The 16,394-nt window shown below is 43.9% G+C and carries 15 protein-coding genes and 1 pseudogene; 12 read left to right on the forward strand and 4 right to left on the reverse strand.

Features of this window, described 5'->3' with window-relative positions; genetic code table 11:
* Positions 1-112: 112 nt before the first annotated feature.
* Entirely contained in the window at positions 113-337 is a 225-nt protein-coding gene (locus O3602_RS07550; protein WP_003013545.1) for a DUF4649 family protein, read from the forward strand.
* A 12-nt stretch (positions 338-349) separates the two neighbouring features.
* Positions 350-664 carry a thioredoxin gene (gene trxA / locus O3602_RS07555; RefSeq protein ID WP_003013593.1) on the forward strand — a complete coding sequence of 105 codons (315 nt, stop codon included), beginning with the start codon at positions 350-352 and terminating at the stop codon, positions 662-664.
* Between the two features lie 69 nt (positions 665-733).
* On the opposite strand, the gene O3602_RS07560 is transcribed toward trxA, so the two are convergent.
* From O3602_RS07560 to pepF, 3 genes are all read right to left on the reverse strand, one after another.
* Complete coding sequence (locus tag O3602_RS07560; protein WP_255264821.1) at positions 734-1,063, reverse strand: thioredoxin domain-containing protein; 330 nt, start codon at positions 1,061-1,063, stop codon at positions 734-736.
* Positions 1,064-1,172: 109 nt separating this feature from the next.
* Positions 1,173-2,060, reverse strand: a complete 888-nt coding sequence (locus O3602_RS07565) for an excalibur calcium-binding domain-containing protein (RefSeq protein WP_003013789.1) — start codon at positions 2,058-2,060, stop codon at positions 1,173-1,175.
* Positions 2,061-2,187: 127 nt separating this feature from the next.
* Positions 2,188-3,984: an oligoendopeptidase F gene (gene pepF / locus O3602_RS07570; RefSeq protein WP_371611452.1), complete on the reverse strand. Its 1,797-nt coding sequence runs from the start codon at positions 3,982-3,984 to the stop codon at positions 2,188-2,190.
* Between the two features lie 155 nt (positions 3,985-4,139).
* Here pepF and O3602_RS07575 point away from each other — a divergent pair, with 155 nt between their 5' ends.
* The 10 genes and pseudogenes from O3602_RS07575 (at position 4,140) to O3602_RS07620 (ending at position 15,403) form a co-directional block, all read left to right on the forward strand.
* On the forward strand, positions 4,140-5,441 hold the full coding sequence (locus O3602_RS07575; RefSeq protein WP_371611453.1) for a DUF6287 domain-containing protein: 1,302 nt from the start codon (positions 4,140-4,142) through the stop codon (positions 5,439-5,441).
* Between the two features lie 100 nt (positions 5,442-5,541).
* Entirely contained in the window at positions 5,542-6,279 is a 738-nt protein-coding gene (locus tag O3602_RS07580; RefSeq protein WP_371611454.1) for a hypothetical protein, read from the forward strand.
* 494 nt (positions 6,280-6,773) lie between these two features.
* Positions 6,774-8,990: a polyribonucleotide nucleotidyltransferase gene (pnp, locus tag O3602_RS07585; RefSeq protein ID WP_371611455.1), complete on the forward strand. Its 2,217-nt coding sequence runs from the start codon at positions 6,774-6,776 to the stop codon at positions 8,988-8,990.
* A 24-nt stretch (positions 8,991-9,014) separates the two neighbouring features.
* Positions 9,015-9,632 (forward strand): serine O-acetyltransferase, encoded by a 618-nt coding sequence (cysE, locus tag O3602_RS07590; protein WP_003013745.1) that lies wholly within the window; start codon positions 9,015-9,017, stop codon positions 9,630-9,632.
* A gap of 29 nt (positions 9,633-9,661) precedes the next feature.
* Positions 9,662-9,802 (forward strand): annotated as a pseudogene (locus O3602_RS07595) (GNAT family N-acetyltransferase); the annotation flags it as partial.
* A 20-nt stretch (positions 9,803-9,822) separates the two neighbouring features.
* Entirely contained in the window at positions 9,823-11,166 is a 1,344-nt protein-coding gene (cysS, locus tag O3602_RS07600) for a cysteine--tRNA ligase (RefSeq protein ID WP_371611456.1), read from the forward strand.
* Positions 11,159-11,557, forward strand: a complete 399-nt coding sequence (locus O3602_RS07605; RefSeq protein ID WP_003004765.1) for a Mini-ribonuclease 3 — start codon at positions 11,159-11,161, stop codon at positions 11,555-11,557. The genes cysS and O3602_RS07605 overlap by 8 nt, the downstream gene beginning before the upstream one ends.
* A complete protein-coding gene (locus O3602_RS07610; RefSeq protein WP_371611457.1) occupies positions 11,554-12,414 on the forward strand; it encodes a helix-turn-helix domain-containing protein in 861 nt (286 codons plus the stop codon). Before O3602_RS07605 ends, O3602_RS07610 begins: the two co-directional genes overlap by 4 nt.
* A 124-nt stretch (positions 12,415-12,538) precedes the next feature.
* Entirely contained in the window at positions 12,539-13,669 is a 1,131-nt protein-coding gene (locus O3602_RS07615) for an ABC transporter ATP-binding protein (protein WP_270299679.1), read from the forward strand.
* A 66-nt stretch (positions 13,670-13,735) separates the two neighbouring features.
* A complete protein-coding gene (locus O3602_RS07620) occupies positions 13,736-15,403 on the forward strand; it encodes an alpha-glucosidase (protein WP_371611458.1) in 1,668 nt (555 codons plus the stop codon).
* Between the two features lie 252 nt (positions 15,404-15,655).
* On the opposite strand, the gene O3602_RS07625 is transcribed toward O3602_RS07620, so the two are convergent.
* The coding region (locus tag O3602_RS07625; protein ID WP_371611459.1) for an LPXTG cell wall anchor domain-containing protein at positions 15,656-16,394 on the reverse strand (739 nt) is incomplete at its 5' end.

Here is a 16,394-nt window from a genome sequence, read left to right on the forward strand (position 1 = left end):
TTTTTATTGCCTTTTTTGGACAAGATTCATGATTCTGAGTAAGTCGTTTTGTTTGACAGATGTAACGAACAGAGCTACAATGGGTGCATCTTAAGAAACAGAGGTTATCGCTATGATTGATATTACTTATCTAGACGGTGCAAAACAAGAACGGGTCATGCATTTTGATTCTTATGAAGAATTTGAGCGTTCCCAACAGGCCTGCCTAATCGGGGTTGCGGATTATTTTCCAGTGACAAAATTGATTTATAATGGTCATGAGTTGGATTACCAAGGCACTTACGGAGATGTCTTCTTCTATTTGATGAAGCAAGACCTCGATCAATACAAAAACTAAAGGAGAAAAACAATGGCAAAAGCAATTACAGACGCAACATTTGAAGCAGAAACGAAAGAAGGATTGGTCTTGGTGGACTTTTGGGCAACTTGGTGTGGTCCATGTCGCATGCAAGCTCCTATTTTAGAAAAATTATCAGAAGAACTTTCGGAAGATGAGTTAAAAATTCTGAAAATGGATGTGGATGAAAATCCTGAAACAGCGCGTGCTTTCGGCATTATGTCTATCCCAACCTTACTCTTTAAAAAAGATGGACAGGTTGTCAAACAAGTTGCAGGGGTACACACCGCAGCGCAAATTAAGGCCATTGTGGCTGAGTTGAGTTAGTAAAAAAGAGTAAGATGAGGAACAATTCGTTCGATCTTACTCTTTTTGTATTAACATTCTAAAATTAGCTCATTGAGTCAAGAGATCCATAATCTCTTCGATACTTGATTTGCTACCTTTTTTTAGATAGTTTTCTTTACTACCTTTTTTAAAGGATGACAAATTTGGTACTGTCTTGATATTCATATCATGGGCAAAGGCTGTGATGTCTTTTCTCTCCTTTGAGTCGTTATCTAGGTAATAAACGGTCTGATTCGTTTTTTGAATAGCAACTGCTAATTTGGGAGCGAATTTTTGACAGTATGGACATGATTCTCGACCGATATAGAGGATGAAATCTTCTTTCCTGGCGATTTTCTCTTGTACCTCAGATAGATGAATCTTTTTGACGTAAGTCATTGCTTCTTTGTAAGAATCTGGGATAATAATTTTTCTCTGTTTGAAATTCAAGTATAAAATAGCAAGCAGAGAGATTGTACAAATGGAAAAAAGGAGGGTCAGAATTTTCTTATTCACAAGCAACACCGTCACCATCTCTATCTAAGCGAGCGCTATAACCAGGGGCTCCTCTGTAGAGCGGTGCAGCCCCTGCGGCGCGTGCTTCACTACAATTTCGATAGCCCCCTTGTTGAGGTTGTGTGACAAATGCTTGTTGTTGCTGCGCTTGTTGGGCAGCTGCAGCTTGTCTGGCCTGTTCAGCGGCTGCGGCTTGTCGAGCTCGTTCAGCTTCAGCAGCTTGTTGTGCCCTGACGTTAATGTCACTTTGTACTAATCCAACACGATGAGTTAAGCGGTCTTTTGTTCCTTGGTCCGCTACATTTGCGATGGCAGCTTGGGCTGGAGCAACGTTATCTTGAATTTGATTATTTTCTAGTTGTTGTACGGCAGCTTCAGCTTGAGCAGCAAGTTGTTTAGCTTCGGCCTCTTTCTTATCTCGTTCTTCTTTTTCTTTTCGTTCTTGTTCTTCTTTTGCCTTTTTCTCGCGTTCTTCTCTTTCTTTTCGTTCTAGTTCTTCTTTTTCTTTTTTCTCTTTTTCAGCTTTCTCTTTTGCTTCCTTTTCACGTTTTACCTCAGCCTCTTTTTTCGCATTCTCATCTTTTTTAGAAGGAGTGGATGCGAAATTAGTAGCTTGAGTCTGCTCTTCTTGAGCTGTTGAAACAGTATGTGGATTTGTTAAATAGACACCACCTGCTCCAAGAATAGCTACCAGAGCAGCAATATTTCTCTTTGCCACATTGGGCTTTTTCTTCGCGAAATACCACAAGGCAATTGCTCCTCCTAAAAATAGGATAGAAAGAATGATCTTGGGATTAAAAATCATAAAGAGGATTCCGAGACCATAAAGAATGACTTTCCATACTGGTTGGGCCATGATATAATCGACAAACTTTTTCATTATTTTCTCCAAATTTAGTAATATTTTCACAATAATCATACCATAATATAAGAGCGCTTTCAATTACTAACTGGTAATAGTTTAATAAAAAATCAGACCTAGATTAATCTAAGTCTGAAAATTATACTTATTCTCCCAATTCTGCACTGTAGGCAATGATTTGATCCACAGTGTCTGAAAGGAATTGGATGGTGTCGCGGAGTGGTTTGTCAGTTGAGATATCTGCTCCAATGATCATGGCTGACTCAAGAGGGGTCTTGCTACCGCCTGATTTAAGGAGCTCTAGCCAATCTTTAGCTCCGTTTTCGGAGTTCTTCAAATGCAAGTATCCCGCTGTTGAAATAACCAAGCCAGCTGAGTAGGTGTAGCTGTATAGTCCCATGTAGTAGTGGCTTTGGCGCATCCAGGTCAACGCTGCATCATCATCGATTTCAACAGCGTCGCCCCAGAATTCGGTCAAGACTTCCTTCATGATGCTGTTGAGCTTGCTAGTGCCGAAGGTCCTCCCTTCTTCGATCAAGGTGTAGACCTTGCGTTGGAAGGCCGCTTCCAACAAGTGGGTGATGAAGTTATGGAAGTAGGTATCTGTCAAACGGTGAGCCAAGGCAAAGCGTTTTTGACGAGGGTCATCAAACTGATGTTCCAAATAGTCGCTGAGGAGGAGCTCATTAAAAGTAGAAGGAGCTTCCACATAGTAGGTCGACATGTGGGCGTTGAAGTAGCTTTGGTTGTTGTCTGAGAAGATGAATTGACCAGAGTGTCCGATCTCGTGGATCAGGGTGTAGACATCGCTCATCCGTCCTGTCCAGCTCATGAGGACATAAGGATGGACGCGGTAAGGGTCAGCTGCATAACCACCGGAATCCTTGCCTTCATTTGCCGCAAAGTCAACCCAGCGTTCGGTTTGGTAGCGGGCAATTTCGCGGGAGTATTCCTCTCCAAGAGGTGCCACGGATTTCATGACCAAATCATAGGCATCATCAATGGTAACATCTGGGTTGAGCGCACTGTCCAAATCCAACTTCCAATCAGCAAAGGTCATTTTCTCAAGGCCGTTGACCTTGGCCACGTGTTTGAGGAATTTTTGAGCGACTGGAGCGAAGTCCTTCATGATCAGGTCAATCTGACGGTCAAACATGGCACGATCCACTTCCTGCTCAGCCAAGAGATAGTCAAAGACAGAATCGTAGCCCCGCATATCTGCAATCAGTTTTTCAGACTTGACTTGGGCTAGATAGGTAGTAGCAGCCGTGTTTTGGTGCTTGCGGAGACCTTCTGAGAAGGAACGAAAAGCTTTTTCACGGATTTCCGCATTCTCATGGTTTTGGTAGAAGTTTTCATAGGTAACAAAGCTATTCTTGTAAACTTTTCCATCTACTTCAAAATCAGCCATTTCAAAGTCGCCTGCCCGCATCTTGGTATAGATGTCTTGTGGTCCGTAGAAGACTTCACTCAGGTTGGTCAAAGTCTTTTCAACATCAGCTCCCAAGTAGTGAGCTTTTTTAATTTTAGCCTGACGAATGGCAAAAGTGAGGTGAGGGAGTTGCCCCAAGCGTTCGAGGACATCTTCATCCGCTTCTACCAAAGCATCGTCAAAGAAGGAAAGTTCGACGCTCGCCCAAGTTTCAAAATCCATTCCCGCTTGAGCAATCTCTGCAAAAGCTTCGTCGCCAAAGTCAGTGGTTTGGGGCATAAAGCTGTAGTTACCAATGTGGCTGAGTTGGATCTGAATTTGCTCAAAGATCGCAAAGGCGGCTTCAAAGTCTTCAAAGGTGTGGAGCTTGCCCTTGTAGTTACGGACAAATTCATTGATTTCTTCACGTGTTTTTTCAATGGCGCGCAAGAAGTCTTCCTGGTCTTGGTAGAGGGCTGTGAGGTCCCAGAGTTCGTTCTCAGGAAATTCAGAACGTTTTTTTAATTCCATAATGTTCTCCTTTTGATCGGTGTTCTTCCTTAAGTATAGCAGAAAAAAGGACAGAAACATAGAGGGAGAGAGGAAAATGCTTGTGTAAAAATCTTGAAAAGAGCTGGAAAAATTGACCATTTTTGATATACTAGGATAGATATGAGGAGGTTTTTATGAAAAAGGTTATGATTACACTATTAGCAGGTGCGTCCGTTCTAGCTCTAGTGGCTTGTACGCCTAAACGTTATGAACGCCAAAGTAAACCAAAGATAGCAACATCATCGACAGTTAAAAAAGAAAAGAAGGATACAGGTCAAAAGTATTATCAAGAGGTATTGGAGCGGTACAAGGCTTATGCAGCCGCAATTAATGCTAAAGATCAAACGGCTTTACAAAATGAGCTGAAGAAGATTGAAGCAACTTCAGAAGAATATGCGTATGTCTTTAACCTTCAAACACTTGGGAGTACCAATGAGTGGCAATATGCTTTTGAGGATCTTAATCGTGATGGTAATGATGAACTGCTGATTGGGGATGGCAAAACGATTGCTGCTGTGTATTATTTGAAAGATAACCAGCCAACCTTGCTCCACGTAGCCTATGTGGCTTCTGCAGGTGGCTATCGCTCTAGTTTAGAAGTTTTTGACAATGGTCAAATCGTCTATGCCACTTGGCAATCCCTTAATCCAGAAATGGAATTGACCCTTTATTCGCTAGGAAAAGGGGAAGCCAAGGAAGAAAAGAAAGCAACCATTCAAATCGGTGGGAAGGAAACAGCAGAACAAGCTATTGGGATTTCGGCGAAGAAACTGGATCTTGCAAAGCTCGATTGGAAAACATTTGACGGTTCAGGGGACTCCAAATCAACATCCAAAGCGGAGGACAAGAAGACAGGCTCCTTCCAAGTCCAAGTCAGTGTGTCGGATCTCCGTATTCGAAAAGAGCCCTCAACCTCAGCTCCATCTGCAGGAATGATCGAAAAAGGAACTCACACCATTACGGAAACCGTAGACGCGGATGGTCATACCTGGGGCAAATTGGAATCTGGACAAGGTTGGATCGCCCTTGACTTCACAACGCGTGTGGATGGTTCTAAAACAGCGAGCTCAAGTAAGAAAAGCAGCGGAATGAATATTCAAGAAATTCAGAACGGAAATTTCTCAAGTATCGCAGGAACCTGGAAAAATGGGAAAGGAATGAGTGTAACATTTGATGATAACGGTATATCAAAGATCAATGGTGCACCAACAGATCAGGTTGTAGACCGGTTTAATCATGAATTTGGATACTTAAGTAGTAGTGTTCATTCAACTGCCCCGTCTGGTGCTTCAGCAATGAGTTTTTTCCCAGCAGGTCAAGAGTTTCCCGCAACATTAAAATATGGAAATTTTTCTGTTGATAATAGTAAGGATGTTATTTATTGGGGTCAAAATGTTATTACAGATCAAAGCGAATTGTTCTATAAGCAAGACTAAAAAAGATTAGCAAAATAACTGATATTTGCTAGTGATTCTCTTCGTTGATACTGAGTAAATAGATTTCCTTTGATAGACTAGGTTAATAATAGGAGATATTATGAAAAGAATTATCATTGTATTACTAACAGTTAGTTCAGTGCTTTCTCTAGCCGCTTGCGCCCCGAAACGTTATGAGCGTAAGCACAGTCCGGTCGGGGCTTCATCAGTCAAAAAATCATCTGACAAGGCCCAAGAAAAAGAGCCGTCGCAAGAAGCTATGTCAGATGAACATGACAAAGAAGCCATTGGGACCTTGTCAAAAGCAGACCAAGCGGATATCTATTCGATCATTGAAAACAGTGCGTCTTTAACCTATTCACTTTTAGTACAACCGACTCGTTTACTGGAGTTGAACAATGATCACGGTGCAATTGATGGTTACTCGCAAGATATGTTCATTGATTACTACAATACCTACACGCCGGGAACTTATAATGTACAAGATGTCATTGATAAATTGAATGCAGAAGAGACATCGGACTCTATCCGCAGTCTTTCACAAGACCAGCTGATCCAACTAACAAATGAAAAAAAGGACGGCTGGATCTATTCGACAAAAGACAAGGCTTTCTACGAAATTGTACCTGGTGGTCGTGGTGGAGCGATGCTGCCGATGAACATTCCTTCATCTGATGAATGGGTGATCAATAAAGATTCGGTTGAAGTGACAACGACTATTCAAGGAACTTCTGATCCATACAGACGCTTTGTCTTGAAACGCAACAACAAGAACTACAAGGGTGGAACCCACAAAACACGCTTTTATGTCGACAGTACTGAATTCGTGAAATCGTAAAAATAATCAGAAGCTATATCTAGCTCTAAAATTTTTATATAGAACTTGCTGAAGAATCAAAGAAAAAGGCCCTCAAAGCCTTTTTCTTTTGGGCTTGAATATGTTAAAATAAAAGGTATACGTGCTTGGATACAAAGATGAGGATATAACAAATAGATGGGCTCTTGAAATTCCTATCTCGTTGAGTTGGGTAGCCTTAGTATTTTGAGTAATTGAATTTTGGCCTCATTTCTTAGGAAAAAAGATAAGCTTCCTAGCACTCATCGAGTGCGGCGTCACCTTCCTATTTTTCTACAGAAATGTTCGGCAAGCCGAACCGTCCAAAATATCTTGATAGTTGAACACGGGCTAAATCCCTAGTGAAAAAGATAGATTTCCTGGTGTGCGTGGCACACTGCGTCAATCTCCTATTTTCATACGGGATTCTTCACGCCCTTTGTATCCTGATTTTTGTAGGCAAGTCGTATAATTTTATCAATCCAAAGGGGATTACAATGACAAAACAAGTGTTTCAAACGACTTTTGCGGGTCGTGAGTTAATCGTAGAGACTGGTCAGGTTGCCAAGCAAGCAAATGGAGCTGTTGTCGTGCGTTACGGTGAGTCAACTGTCTTGACGGCAGCGGTCATGTCTAAGAAAATGGCAACTGGGGATTTCTTCCCACTTCAAGTCAACTACGAAGAAAAAATGTATGCGGCTGGGAAATTTCCTGGTGGCTTTATGAAACGGGAAGGTCGTCCTTCTACTGATGCGACCTTGACAGCGCGTTTGATTGACCGTCCAATCCGTCCCATGTTTGCGGAAGGATTCCGTAATGAAGTTCAAGTCATCAACACGGTCCTTTCTTACGATGAAAATGCATCTGCCCCAATGGCAGCGATGTTTGGTTCATCATTGGCACTTTCTATCTCAGATATTCCATTTGACGGACCAATCGCTGGGGTACAAGTGGGTTATGTCGATGGCCAAATCATCATCAACCCTACTCAAGAACAAGCAGAGCAATCGCTTCTTGAATTGACAGTAGCTGGTACCAAGCACGCGATCAACATGGTAGAGTCTGGTGCCAAAGAATTGTCAGAAGAAATCATGTTGGAAGCTCTTCTTAAAGGACATGAAGCTGTTAAAGAATTGATTGCCTTCCAAGAGGAAATCGTTGCGGCAGTCGGTAAAGAAAAAGCAGAAGTAGAATTGCTTCATGTGGATGCTGACTTGCAGGCTGAAATCATCGCAGCCTACAACAGCGACCTTCAAAAAGCAGTTCAAGTTGAAGAAAAATTGGCGCGTGAAGCTGCGACTCAAGCAGTGAAAGACCAAGTAACGGCTGTTTACGAAGAAAAATATGCCGACCACGAAGAGTTCGATCGCATCATGCGGGACGTGGCTGAAATCTTGGAACAAATGGAACACGCAGAAGTGCGCCGTTTGATTACTGAAGACAAGGTTCGTCCGGATGGTCGTAAGGTTGATGAAATCCGTCCTTTGGATGCACAAGTCGACTACCTTCCTCGCGTACACGGTTCAGGTCTCTTTACGCGTGGACAAACGCAAGCCCTTTCTGTCTTGACCTTGGCACCAATGGGTGAAACCCAAATCATCGATGGTTTGGATCCTGAGTACAAGAAACGCTTTATGCACCACTATAACTTCCCACAATACTCGGTTGGTGAAACAGGTCGTTACGGTGCGCCTGGTCGTCGTGAAATTGGTCACGGTGCTCTCGGTGAGCGTGCCCTTGCTCAAGTATTGCCAAGCTTGGAAGAATTCCCATATGCGATCCGTTTGGTAGCAGAAGTCTTAGAATCAAATGGTTCTTCATCTCAAGCCTCTATCTGCGCGGGAACACTTGCCCTGATGGCTGGTGGTGTGCCAATCAAGGCGCCAGTAGCTGGGATTGCCATGGGTCTGATCTCAGATGGAAACAACTACACCGTATTGACAGATATCCAAGGTTTGGAAGACCACTTTGGAGACATGGACTTCAAGGTAGCTGGTACGCGTGACGGGATTACAGCCCTTCAAATGGATATCAAGATCCAAGGGATCACTGCAGAAATCTTGACAGAAGCGCTTGCTCAAGCCAAGAAAGCTCGTTTTGAAATCCTTGACGTGATTCAAGCAACCATTCCAGAAGTTCGTCCAGAATTGGCTCCAACTGCTCCGAAAATTGATACCATCAAGATTGATGTCGACAAGATCAAGATTGTCATCGGTAAGGGTGGAGAAACCATCGATAAGATCATCGCTGAAACAGGCGTTAAGATTGATATCGACGAAGAAGGAAACGTGTCTATCTACTCGAGCGATCAAGATGCGATTAACCGTGCTAAGGAAATCATTGCTGGTTTGGTGCGTGAAGCGAAGGTGGATGAAGTCTACCATGCCAAAGTGGTTCGGATCGAGAAATTCGGAGCCTTTGTCAACCTCTTTGACAAGACAGATGCCCTCGTTCATATCTCTGAAATGGCTTGGACGCGCACCAACCGTGTTGAAGACTTGGTAGCGATCGGCGATGAAGTCGATGTCAAGATTATCAAGATTGATGAAAAGGGTCGTGTTGATGCTTCTATGAAGGCACTCTTACCACGTCCGCCAAAACCTGAACATTCAGAAGAAAAAGGTGAAAAGGGTCCTCGCCATGGCGATCGTCCTCGTCACCACAAAAATAGAAAAGACTTTGCCAAAGATGCAGGTGAAGCAACGAAAGAATAAGCATTTAAAAGAAAGGAGCACGGTATGGGATGGTGGCGTGAAACCATTGATATTGTAAAAGAAAATGACCCAGCAGCACGTACCTCGCTGGAGGTCCTTTTGACCTATCCTGGCGTCAAAGCGTTAGCTGCTCACCGTGTTTCTCACTTTTTGTGGAATCATGGCTTTAAGCTTCTAGCTCGGATGCACAGTCAGTTCTGGCGTTTTTGGACCCAGATCGAAATCCATCCAGGTGCGACCATTGCTTCGGGTGTCTTTATCGATCATGGAGCAGGCCTCGTTATTGGGGAAACAGCCATTGTTGAAAAAGGCGTTATGCTCTACCACGGGGTGACCCTTGGGGGAACAGGGAAAGATGTCGGCAAACGCCATCCAACGGTTCGTGAAGGAGCTTTGGTCTCCGCTCATGCCCAAGTCATTGGCCCGGTGGAAATCGGAGCCAAGGCTAAAGTCGGAGCAGGAGCTGTCGTGGTCTCAGATGTACCAAGTGATGTGACCGTTGTCGGTGTTCCTGCCAAGATCGTGCGGGTGCACGGTCGAAAAGACGAACCAGTCATTCACCAAGAAGAAGAAAAACGCGAATACTACATGAACAAGCTGGAGCATGCTAAGGAAGCTAGCCATCGGTCTTCGAGCCTGTAAGGAGATCCAAAGAGTCATGTCACCAATCCCTCGTCAACCAACTCATGGAGCAAAATGATAAGGTATTTCAGATTGCCGTGGAAGACAGCAATGTAGGTGCCAAACGCTTATATGAAAAGATAGGCTTTGTCAAACAGACTCAGGTGGTTTACTTGAAGCCAAAAGAGTAGAAACAGAAAGGAAATGAAGCGTGTTAAAAATTTATGATACCATGTCTCGTGATTTGCGAGAATTTATCCCCATCGAGGAAGGGAAGGTCCGCATGTATGTTTGTGGGCCAACAGTTTACAACTATATCCACGTTGGGAATGCCCGTTCAACGGTAGCCTTTGACACGATTCGTCGCTACTTTGAGTATCGTGGCTACGAAGTTGCCTATATTTCCAACTTTACCGATGTGGATGATAAGATCATCAACCGTGCCAAGGAAGAAGGCATTACTCCTCAGGAAGTGGCGGATAAGTACATCGCAGCCTTTCGTGAGGATGTGACGGCTCTTGGGGTCAAGCCTGCAACCCGTCACCCTCGTGTGGTCGAGTTTATGGATGACATCATCCGTTTTGTCGCTGATTTGATCGAAAAAGGATATGCCTACGAGAGCCAAGGCGATGTCTATTTCCGTGTGGAAAAATCCCACAACTATGCAAAATTAGCCAATAAAACCCTAGAAGACTTGGAGCTAGGCGCTTCAGGTCGGACAGATGAAGAAACAGCCCGCAAGGAAAATCCAGTCGACTTTGCCCTCTGGAAAGCTGCCAAACCAGGAGAGATTTCTTGGGACAGTCCTTGGGGTCCTGGTCGTCCGGGCTGGCACATCGAGTGTTCGGTCATGTCAACGGGGATTTTAGGCGATACCATTGATATCCACGGTGGTGGAGCCGACCTTGAGTTTCCTCATCATACCAACGAAATTGCCCAGTCTGAAGCTAAAACAGGCAAGACCTTTGCCAATTACTGGATGCACAATGGTTTTGTCAATATCGATAATGTCAAGATGTCCAAGTCCTTAGGCAACTTTATCACTGTGCATGATGCATTGAAGACTATCGACGGCCAAGTGCTTCGCTTCTTCTTTGCGACCCAGCATTACCGCAAGCCCATTAACTTCACTGAAAAAGCGGTGCGCGATGCGGAGACCAACCTCAAGTATTTGAAAAATACCTATGAGCAACCGTTCACAGGAGAAGTAGATCCAGCAGATTTGCAAGGCTTTGTGGACAAGTTTATCGCGGCGATGGATGAAGATATCAATGCGGCAAACGGCATCACCGTCGTCTTTGAATTGGCTAAATGGATCAATTCAGGTCACTACAATCAAGACGTCAAGGATGCCTTGACCAAGATGTTAGAAGTCTTTGGAGTAGTCTTTGTCGAAGAAGTCTTGGATGAAGATATTGAAGCCTTGATCGCTGAACGTCAGGAAGCGCGGGCTAAGAAAGATTTTGCGCGAGCAGATGCCATTCGCGATGAATTAGCTGCGCAAGGAATCAAGCTCTTGGATACAAAAGAAGGTGTAAGGTGGACACGTGATTGATGTCAATCTAATCAATGGGATTGCCCTTGCCTTTGAGGGAGATGCGGTCTATTCCATGTATATTCGCAGACACCTGATCTTTCAAGGGATGACCAAGCCCAATAAGCTTCACCAGGCTGCCACCCGCTATGTCTCTGCTAGGGCTCAGGCCAGCTTGATTGAAAGCATGCTGGAGCAAGAAATTCTGACGGAAAAAGAGTTGGAGATCTACAAGCGCGGTCGCAATACCAATAGCCATACCAAGGCCAAAAATGCGGATGTCGTGACCTATCGGATGTCGACGGGCTTTGAGGCTGTCATGGGTTATCTCCATATGACGGGGGAGCTCTCTCGTCTAGAAGAGCTGATTGACTGGTGCATCCAGCAAGTAGAAGAAGGAAGAAAGCAGTGAAAAATATCAGAGAGTGGTTTCCTCATGCAGAGGTGACGGATCAAGCCAATCCACCAGCAGGTTATGTAGCCATTCCCCTTCAGGCTCATCAATGGTTGCTGCTGAAGGAAGAAGAGCTAACCGAGCGAGAAAAACAATTGATTTCCTGGTTGGGCGATGAAGAAGAGGTTGCCCCTAATCCTTGGTACCAATACCTGATCGATGGAAAGGGAGAAGCCCCTCAAGTCATCAAAAAAATGCAGCTCGTCTATTGCCACATCTCGCATTCAACAGCGGAAGGGACGGCTTCTTGGCTAGAGATGATGCAGACACTCTTACCCAACTTCCGAGCAACCTTGCAACTGAGCGGACAAGATTATGTGCTCATTCTGGACCAAGACCAGTCTTTACCTGTGGCCGATATCTTAAAAGATACCGTCTCTGCCATGGAGTATGACTTCAATATTCGTTTATCTATTCTGGTCGGGCAAGTATGGACCGAGTCTAAAGACGGGAAAGTGTCTCCTGTCATCCGAGCAGAACAGGCTGTCTTTCGAGCTTGGATTCGAGAAGGCCATCAAGGTGTCTATCGCTTTTCTCAACTCTATCTGTGGGGAATCGAGCAGGCAGATCTGGATCTCACCCCAATCAAAGCAAGCTTGCATCAGTTGATTGAAAGTCAAGATCAATTGCAAGACATCATTGTTGCTCTTTGGGACAATGGGGCAGTCGTAACCAAGGCCTCCCAGCAACTCTATCTCCACCGCAATTCGCTCCAATACAAGATTGACAAGTGGGAGGAGTTGACGGGGCTTCAGTTGAAAAATCTGACAGATCTAGCCCTGTGCTATCATTTGGTCTTACAAGATGTGATTTAAACGGAATCAATCCAGAGTTTTGTGCAACTTGCACAAAACTCTTTTTCTTTTTTGTGAGACTTGCCATAGATTTGTAAAACGTTTTCATTTACAATAGAACTATAAAAATCAAAGGAGTACCATCATGGTAGAATTGAATCTGAATCACATTTATAAAAAATATCCAAATAGCGAACATTACTCAGTTGAAGACTTCAACTTGGACATCAAAGACAAAGAATTTATCGTTTTCGTAGGTCCTTCAGGATGTGGTAAATCAACAACTCTTCGTATGATCGCTGGTCTTGAAGATATCACAGAAGGTGAATGTTCCATCGATGGTACTGTTGTTAATAACGTAGCACCTAAAGACCGTGATATTGCCATGGTATTCCAAAACTACGCTCTTTATCCACACATGACTGTGTACGATAACATGGCATTTGGTTTGAAATTGCGTAAATATAGCAAGGAAGATATCGACAAACGTGTACAAGAAGCAGCTGAAATCCTTGGTTTGAAAGAATTCTTGGATCGTAAACCAGCTGACCTTTCTGGTGGTCAACGTCAACGTGTGGCCATGGGACGTGCGATTGTCCGTGATGCAAAAGTATTCTTGATGGACGAACCTTTGTCAAACTTGGATGCTAAACTTCGTGTATCGATGCGTGCTGAAATCGCGAAAATCCACCGTCGTATCGGTGCTACAACCATCTACGTAACTCACGACCAAACAGAAGCGATGACATTGGCAGACCGTATCGTTATCATGTCAGCTACTAAAAACCCAGCTGGTACTGGTACAATTGGACGTGTGGAACAAATTGGTTCTCCGCAAGAAGTGTACAAAAACCCAGTTAACAAATTCGTAGCTGGATTTATCGGAAGCCCTGCGATGAACTTCATCAATGTAAAATTGGAAGGTGGACACATCGTTGCCAATGGATTGAATTTGAAAGTTCCAGAAGGTGCTTTGAAAGTCTTGAAAGAAAAAGGCTATGATGGTAAAGAATTGATCTTTGGTATCCGTCCAGAAGACGTGAATACAGAAGCTGCTTTCCTTGAAACTTTCCCAGAATCAGTCGTGAAAGCTACGATCTCAGTGTCTGAGTTGCTCGGTTCTGAATCACACTTGTACTGCCAAGTTGGTGATAACGAATTCATCGCTAAGGTGGATGCGCGTGACTACCTTGGAACTGGTGAAACCATCGAACTTGGATTTGACTTGAACAAAGCTCACTTCTTCGATAAAGAAACTGAAAAAACAGTATACTAATACCTACTGACACTGTAGAGACTGAGACGATATGTCTCAGTCTCTTTCATTTTAAGGAGACAAAACATGGAAAAAGACTGGTGGAAGGGGAAGGTCGCTTATCAGATCTATCCAAAAAGCTTTAAAGACAGCAATGGTGATGGCGTTGGGGATTTGAAAGGAATCACGGAAAAACTCGATTACCTTCAAGACTTAGGGATTGACATTCTCTGGTTATCTCCTATTTACAAGAGTCCGTTTATTGACCAGGGCTATGATATTTCCGACTATTATGCCATTGATCCTATTTTTGGGACTATGGAAGATATGGAAGAGTTGATTGTGGAAGGCAAGAAGCGGGGCATTTCCATCATCATGGACTTGGTGGTCAACCACTGCTCCAGTCATCACGAATGGTTCCAAAAAGCTCTAGCGGATCCAGATGGCCCTTATGCAGACTACTTTTATTTCATCGAAAGTGACAAGGAACCCAACAACTGGGAAAGTTACTTTGGAGGCAGTGTCTGGGAACCGGTTCCTGGCACCAACAAATACTATCTCCATTCTTTCCACAAGGATCAACCGGATCTCAATTGGCAAAATCCTGTCTTACGCGAAGAGATTTACAAGATGATCAATTGGTGGTTGGACAAGGGAATTGCGGGCTTCCGGATTGATGCCATTATCAATATTAAAAAGGATTTAGAATGGCGTTCGCTTCCGTCCGATCGTGACAATGGCCTGGTTCCAGTACCGGAATCGCTGGTCAATGCCCAATCGATTGAACCTTTCTTGCAAGAGTTAAAGGAGCGTACTTTTGCCAAGTACAATGCCTTCACTGTAGGGGAAGTTTTCAATGAAACCGACGAAGAGTTGCACTTCTTCATTGGAAAAGATGGTGTCTTCTCTTCGATCTTTGACTTCAAACAAACCATGCTGGGGCAAGAAGGAAAAGGCTGGTTTGACCACAGTCTTCCAACAGCAGATGAACTCAAGGAAAGTATTTTCCAAGCCCATGAGCGCGCGGATAGCATTGGGATCCTCTCTACCATTATCGAGAATCATGACGAACCTCGTGGTGTGTCCCACTATATCGCGGAAGGTCCAGTAAACGATACCAGTAAAAAAGCCCTGGGAACCATTCAAATCTTGCGCAAGGGAATTCCTTTTATCTATCAAGGCCAAGAAATTGGAATGGAAAACCAAGTCTTTGAATCGGTGGAGGATTTTGATGATATCGCGACCATCAATGGCTACCATGTGGCTAAAGAAGCTGGTTTGAGCGAGGAAGAAGCCTTAGCAGTTATCGCCAAATACAGCCGGGATAATGCACGGACACCCATGCAGTGGTCAAGAGAGCCAGGTCTGGGCTTTAGCGATGAGTCAGCCTGGTTGATCAGCCCAAAACCAGATGTTGCCATCAATGTGGAAGATCAGGAAAAGGATCCCAATTCCATCTTGAATTATTATCGCCAGCTGACCGCCTTGTACCGCCATCCCCTATACGGAAATACCATTCGGTTTGGAGATATGATCCCGGCTTATCGGGACCGTGAAAACATCATTGCTTTCGAACGCCGTGGGGACAAGCGTCTCTTGGTGATTAGCAATTTCCAAAATTGCCAGACTAGCTTGGAGTTGCCAACTCCGATTAAAACGGTCGTTTTAAATAATACTGCAGGATTATTCCAAGAAGGAGAGCAAGTGCTCGAATTGGCCCCTTACCAAACTGTTGTGTTGGAATTGGTGGAATAAGAAGAACCTTCGCATCTGCGAAGGTTCTTTTCATAGCATCCAAGTCTAAACCTGGAACTTACTCAACTTCCTTCTTTTTCAAGAGGAGGAGGCCACCGCTAACGGCTAGCAAGAAGCCTAAAAATTTTAAAATTAGAATTCTTATCGCTTTGAACATAAAAAATGAGAGAACTATTTTGGTTCTCTCATTTTTGTAACGTCTTATCAACCTACTACAGTTGACAAAGAGTCATTTTATCTAGTATTTATTGTTTATTTACGAGATGATTTACGTTTCAAAGAGACTGCACCTACTAACGCAAGTACTCCTGAGAATACAAGGCCAGTTGCCACAACTTCACCAGTACTTGGAAGAAGTGATTTGTGACCTCCACCGTTTCCTGATGATTGGGCTAGGCTTTCTTCATTACTATTTTGAAGTGCTTCTTGGGTTGTAGGGGATTTCCAATCATCTTTGCTACCTTGATTATCTGGTGTTCCAGGATTTTCTGGTGTTCCTTGATTATCTGGTGTTCCAGGATTTTCTGGTGTTCCTTGATTATCTGGTGTTCCTTGATTATCTGGTGTTCCAGGATTTTCTGGTGTTGCAGGATTTTCTGGCGTTGCAGGATTTTCTGGCGTTGCAGGATTTTCTGGCGTTGCAGGATTTTCTGGCGTTGCAGGATTTTCTGGCGTTGCAGGATTTTCTGGTGTTGCAGGATTTTCTGGCGTTGCAGGATTTTCTGGTGTTGCAGGATTTTCTGGCGTTGCAGGATTTTCTGGTGTTCCAGGATTTTCTGGTGTTCCAGGGTTTTCTGTAGTTCCAGGGTTTTCTGTAGTTCCAGGATTTTCTGTAGTTCCAGGGTTTTCTGATGTTGCTTCAGTTGTAGTTGTGGTTGAAGTAGTCGTAGGCTCTTCAGTCGTTGTAGTTGTGGTTGAAGTAGTCGTAGGCTCTTCCGTTGTTGTTGTAGTTGAAGTAGTCGTAGGCTCTTCAGTTGTAGTTGTGGTTGAA

This window comes from Streptococcus sp. 27098_8_186, from assembly GCF_041432055.1.
Lineage (GTDB): Bacteria > Bacillota > Bacilli > Lactobacillales > Streptococcaceae > Streptococcus > Streptococcus dentalis.

Coding starts and splice junctions, on each gene's coding strand:
- O3602_RS07550 (WP_003013545.1), top strand. CDS start 113: ATGATTGATATTACTTATCTAGACGGTGCAAAACAAGAACGGGTCATG.
- trxA (WP_003013593.1), top strand. CDS start 350: ATGGCAAAAGCAATTACAGACGCAACATTTGAAGCAGAAACGAAAGAA.
- O3602_RS07560 (WP_255264821.1), bottom strand. CDS start 1,063: ATGACTTACGTCAAAAAGATTCATCTATCTGAGGTACAAGAGAAAATC.
- O3602_RS07565 (WP_003013789.1), bottom strand. CDS start 2,060: ATGAAAAAGTTTGTCGATTATATCATGGCCCAACCAGTATGGAAAGTC.
- pepF (WP_371611452.1), bottom strand. CDS start 3,984: ATGGAATTAAAAAAACGTTCTGAATTTCCTGAGAACGAACTCTGGGAC.
- O3602_RS07575 (WP_371611453.1), top strand. CDS start 4,140: ATGAAAAAGGTTATGATTACACTATTAGCAGGTGCGTCCGTTCTAGCT.
- O3602_RS07580 (WP_371611454.1), top strand. CDS start 5,542: ATGAAAAGAATTATCATTGTATTACTAACAGTTAGTTCAGTGCTTTCT.
- pnp (WP_371611455.1), top strand. CDS start 6,774: ATGACAAAACAAGTGTTTCAAACGACTTTTGCGGGTCGTGAGTTAATC.
- cysE (WP_003013745.1), top strand. CDS start 9,015: ATGGGATGGTGGCGTGAAACCATTGATATTGTAAAAGAAAATGACCCA.
- O3602_RS07615 (WP_270299679.1), top strand. CDS start 12,539: ATGGTAGAATTGAATCTGAATCACATTTATAAAAAATATCCAAATAGC.
- O3602_RS07620 (WP_371611458.1), top strand. CDS start 13,736: ATGGAAAAAGACTGGTGGAAGGGGAAGGTCGCTTATCAGATCTATCCA.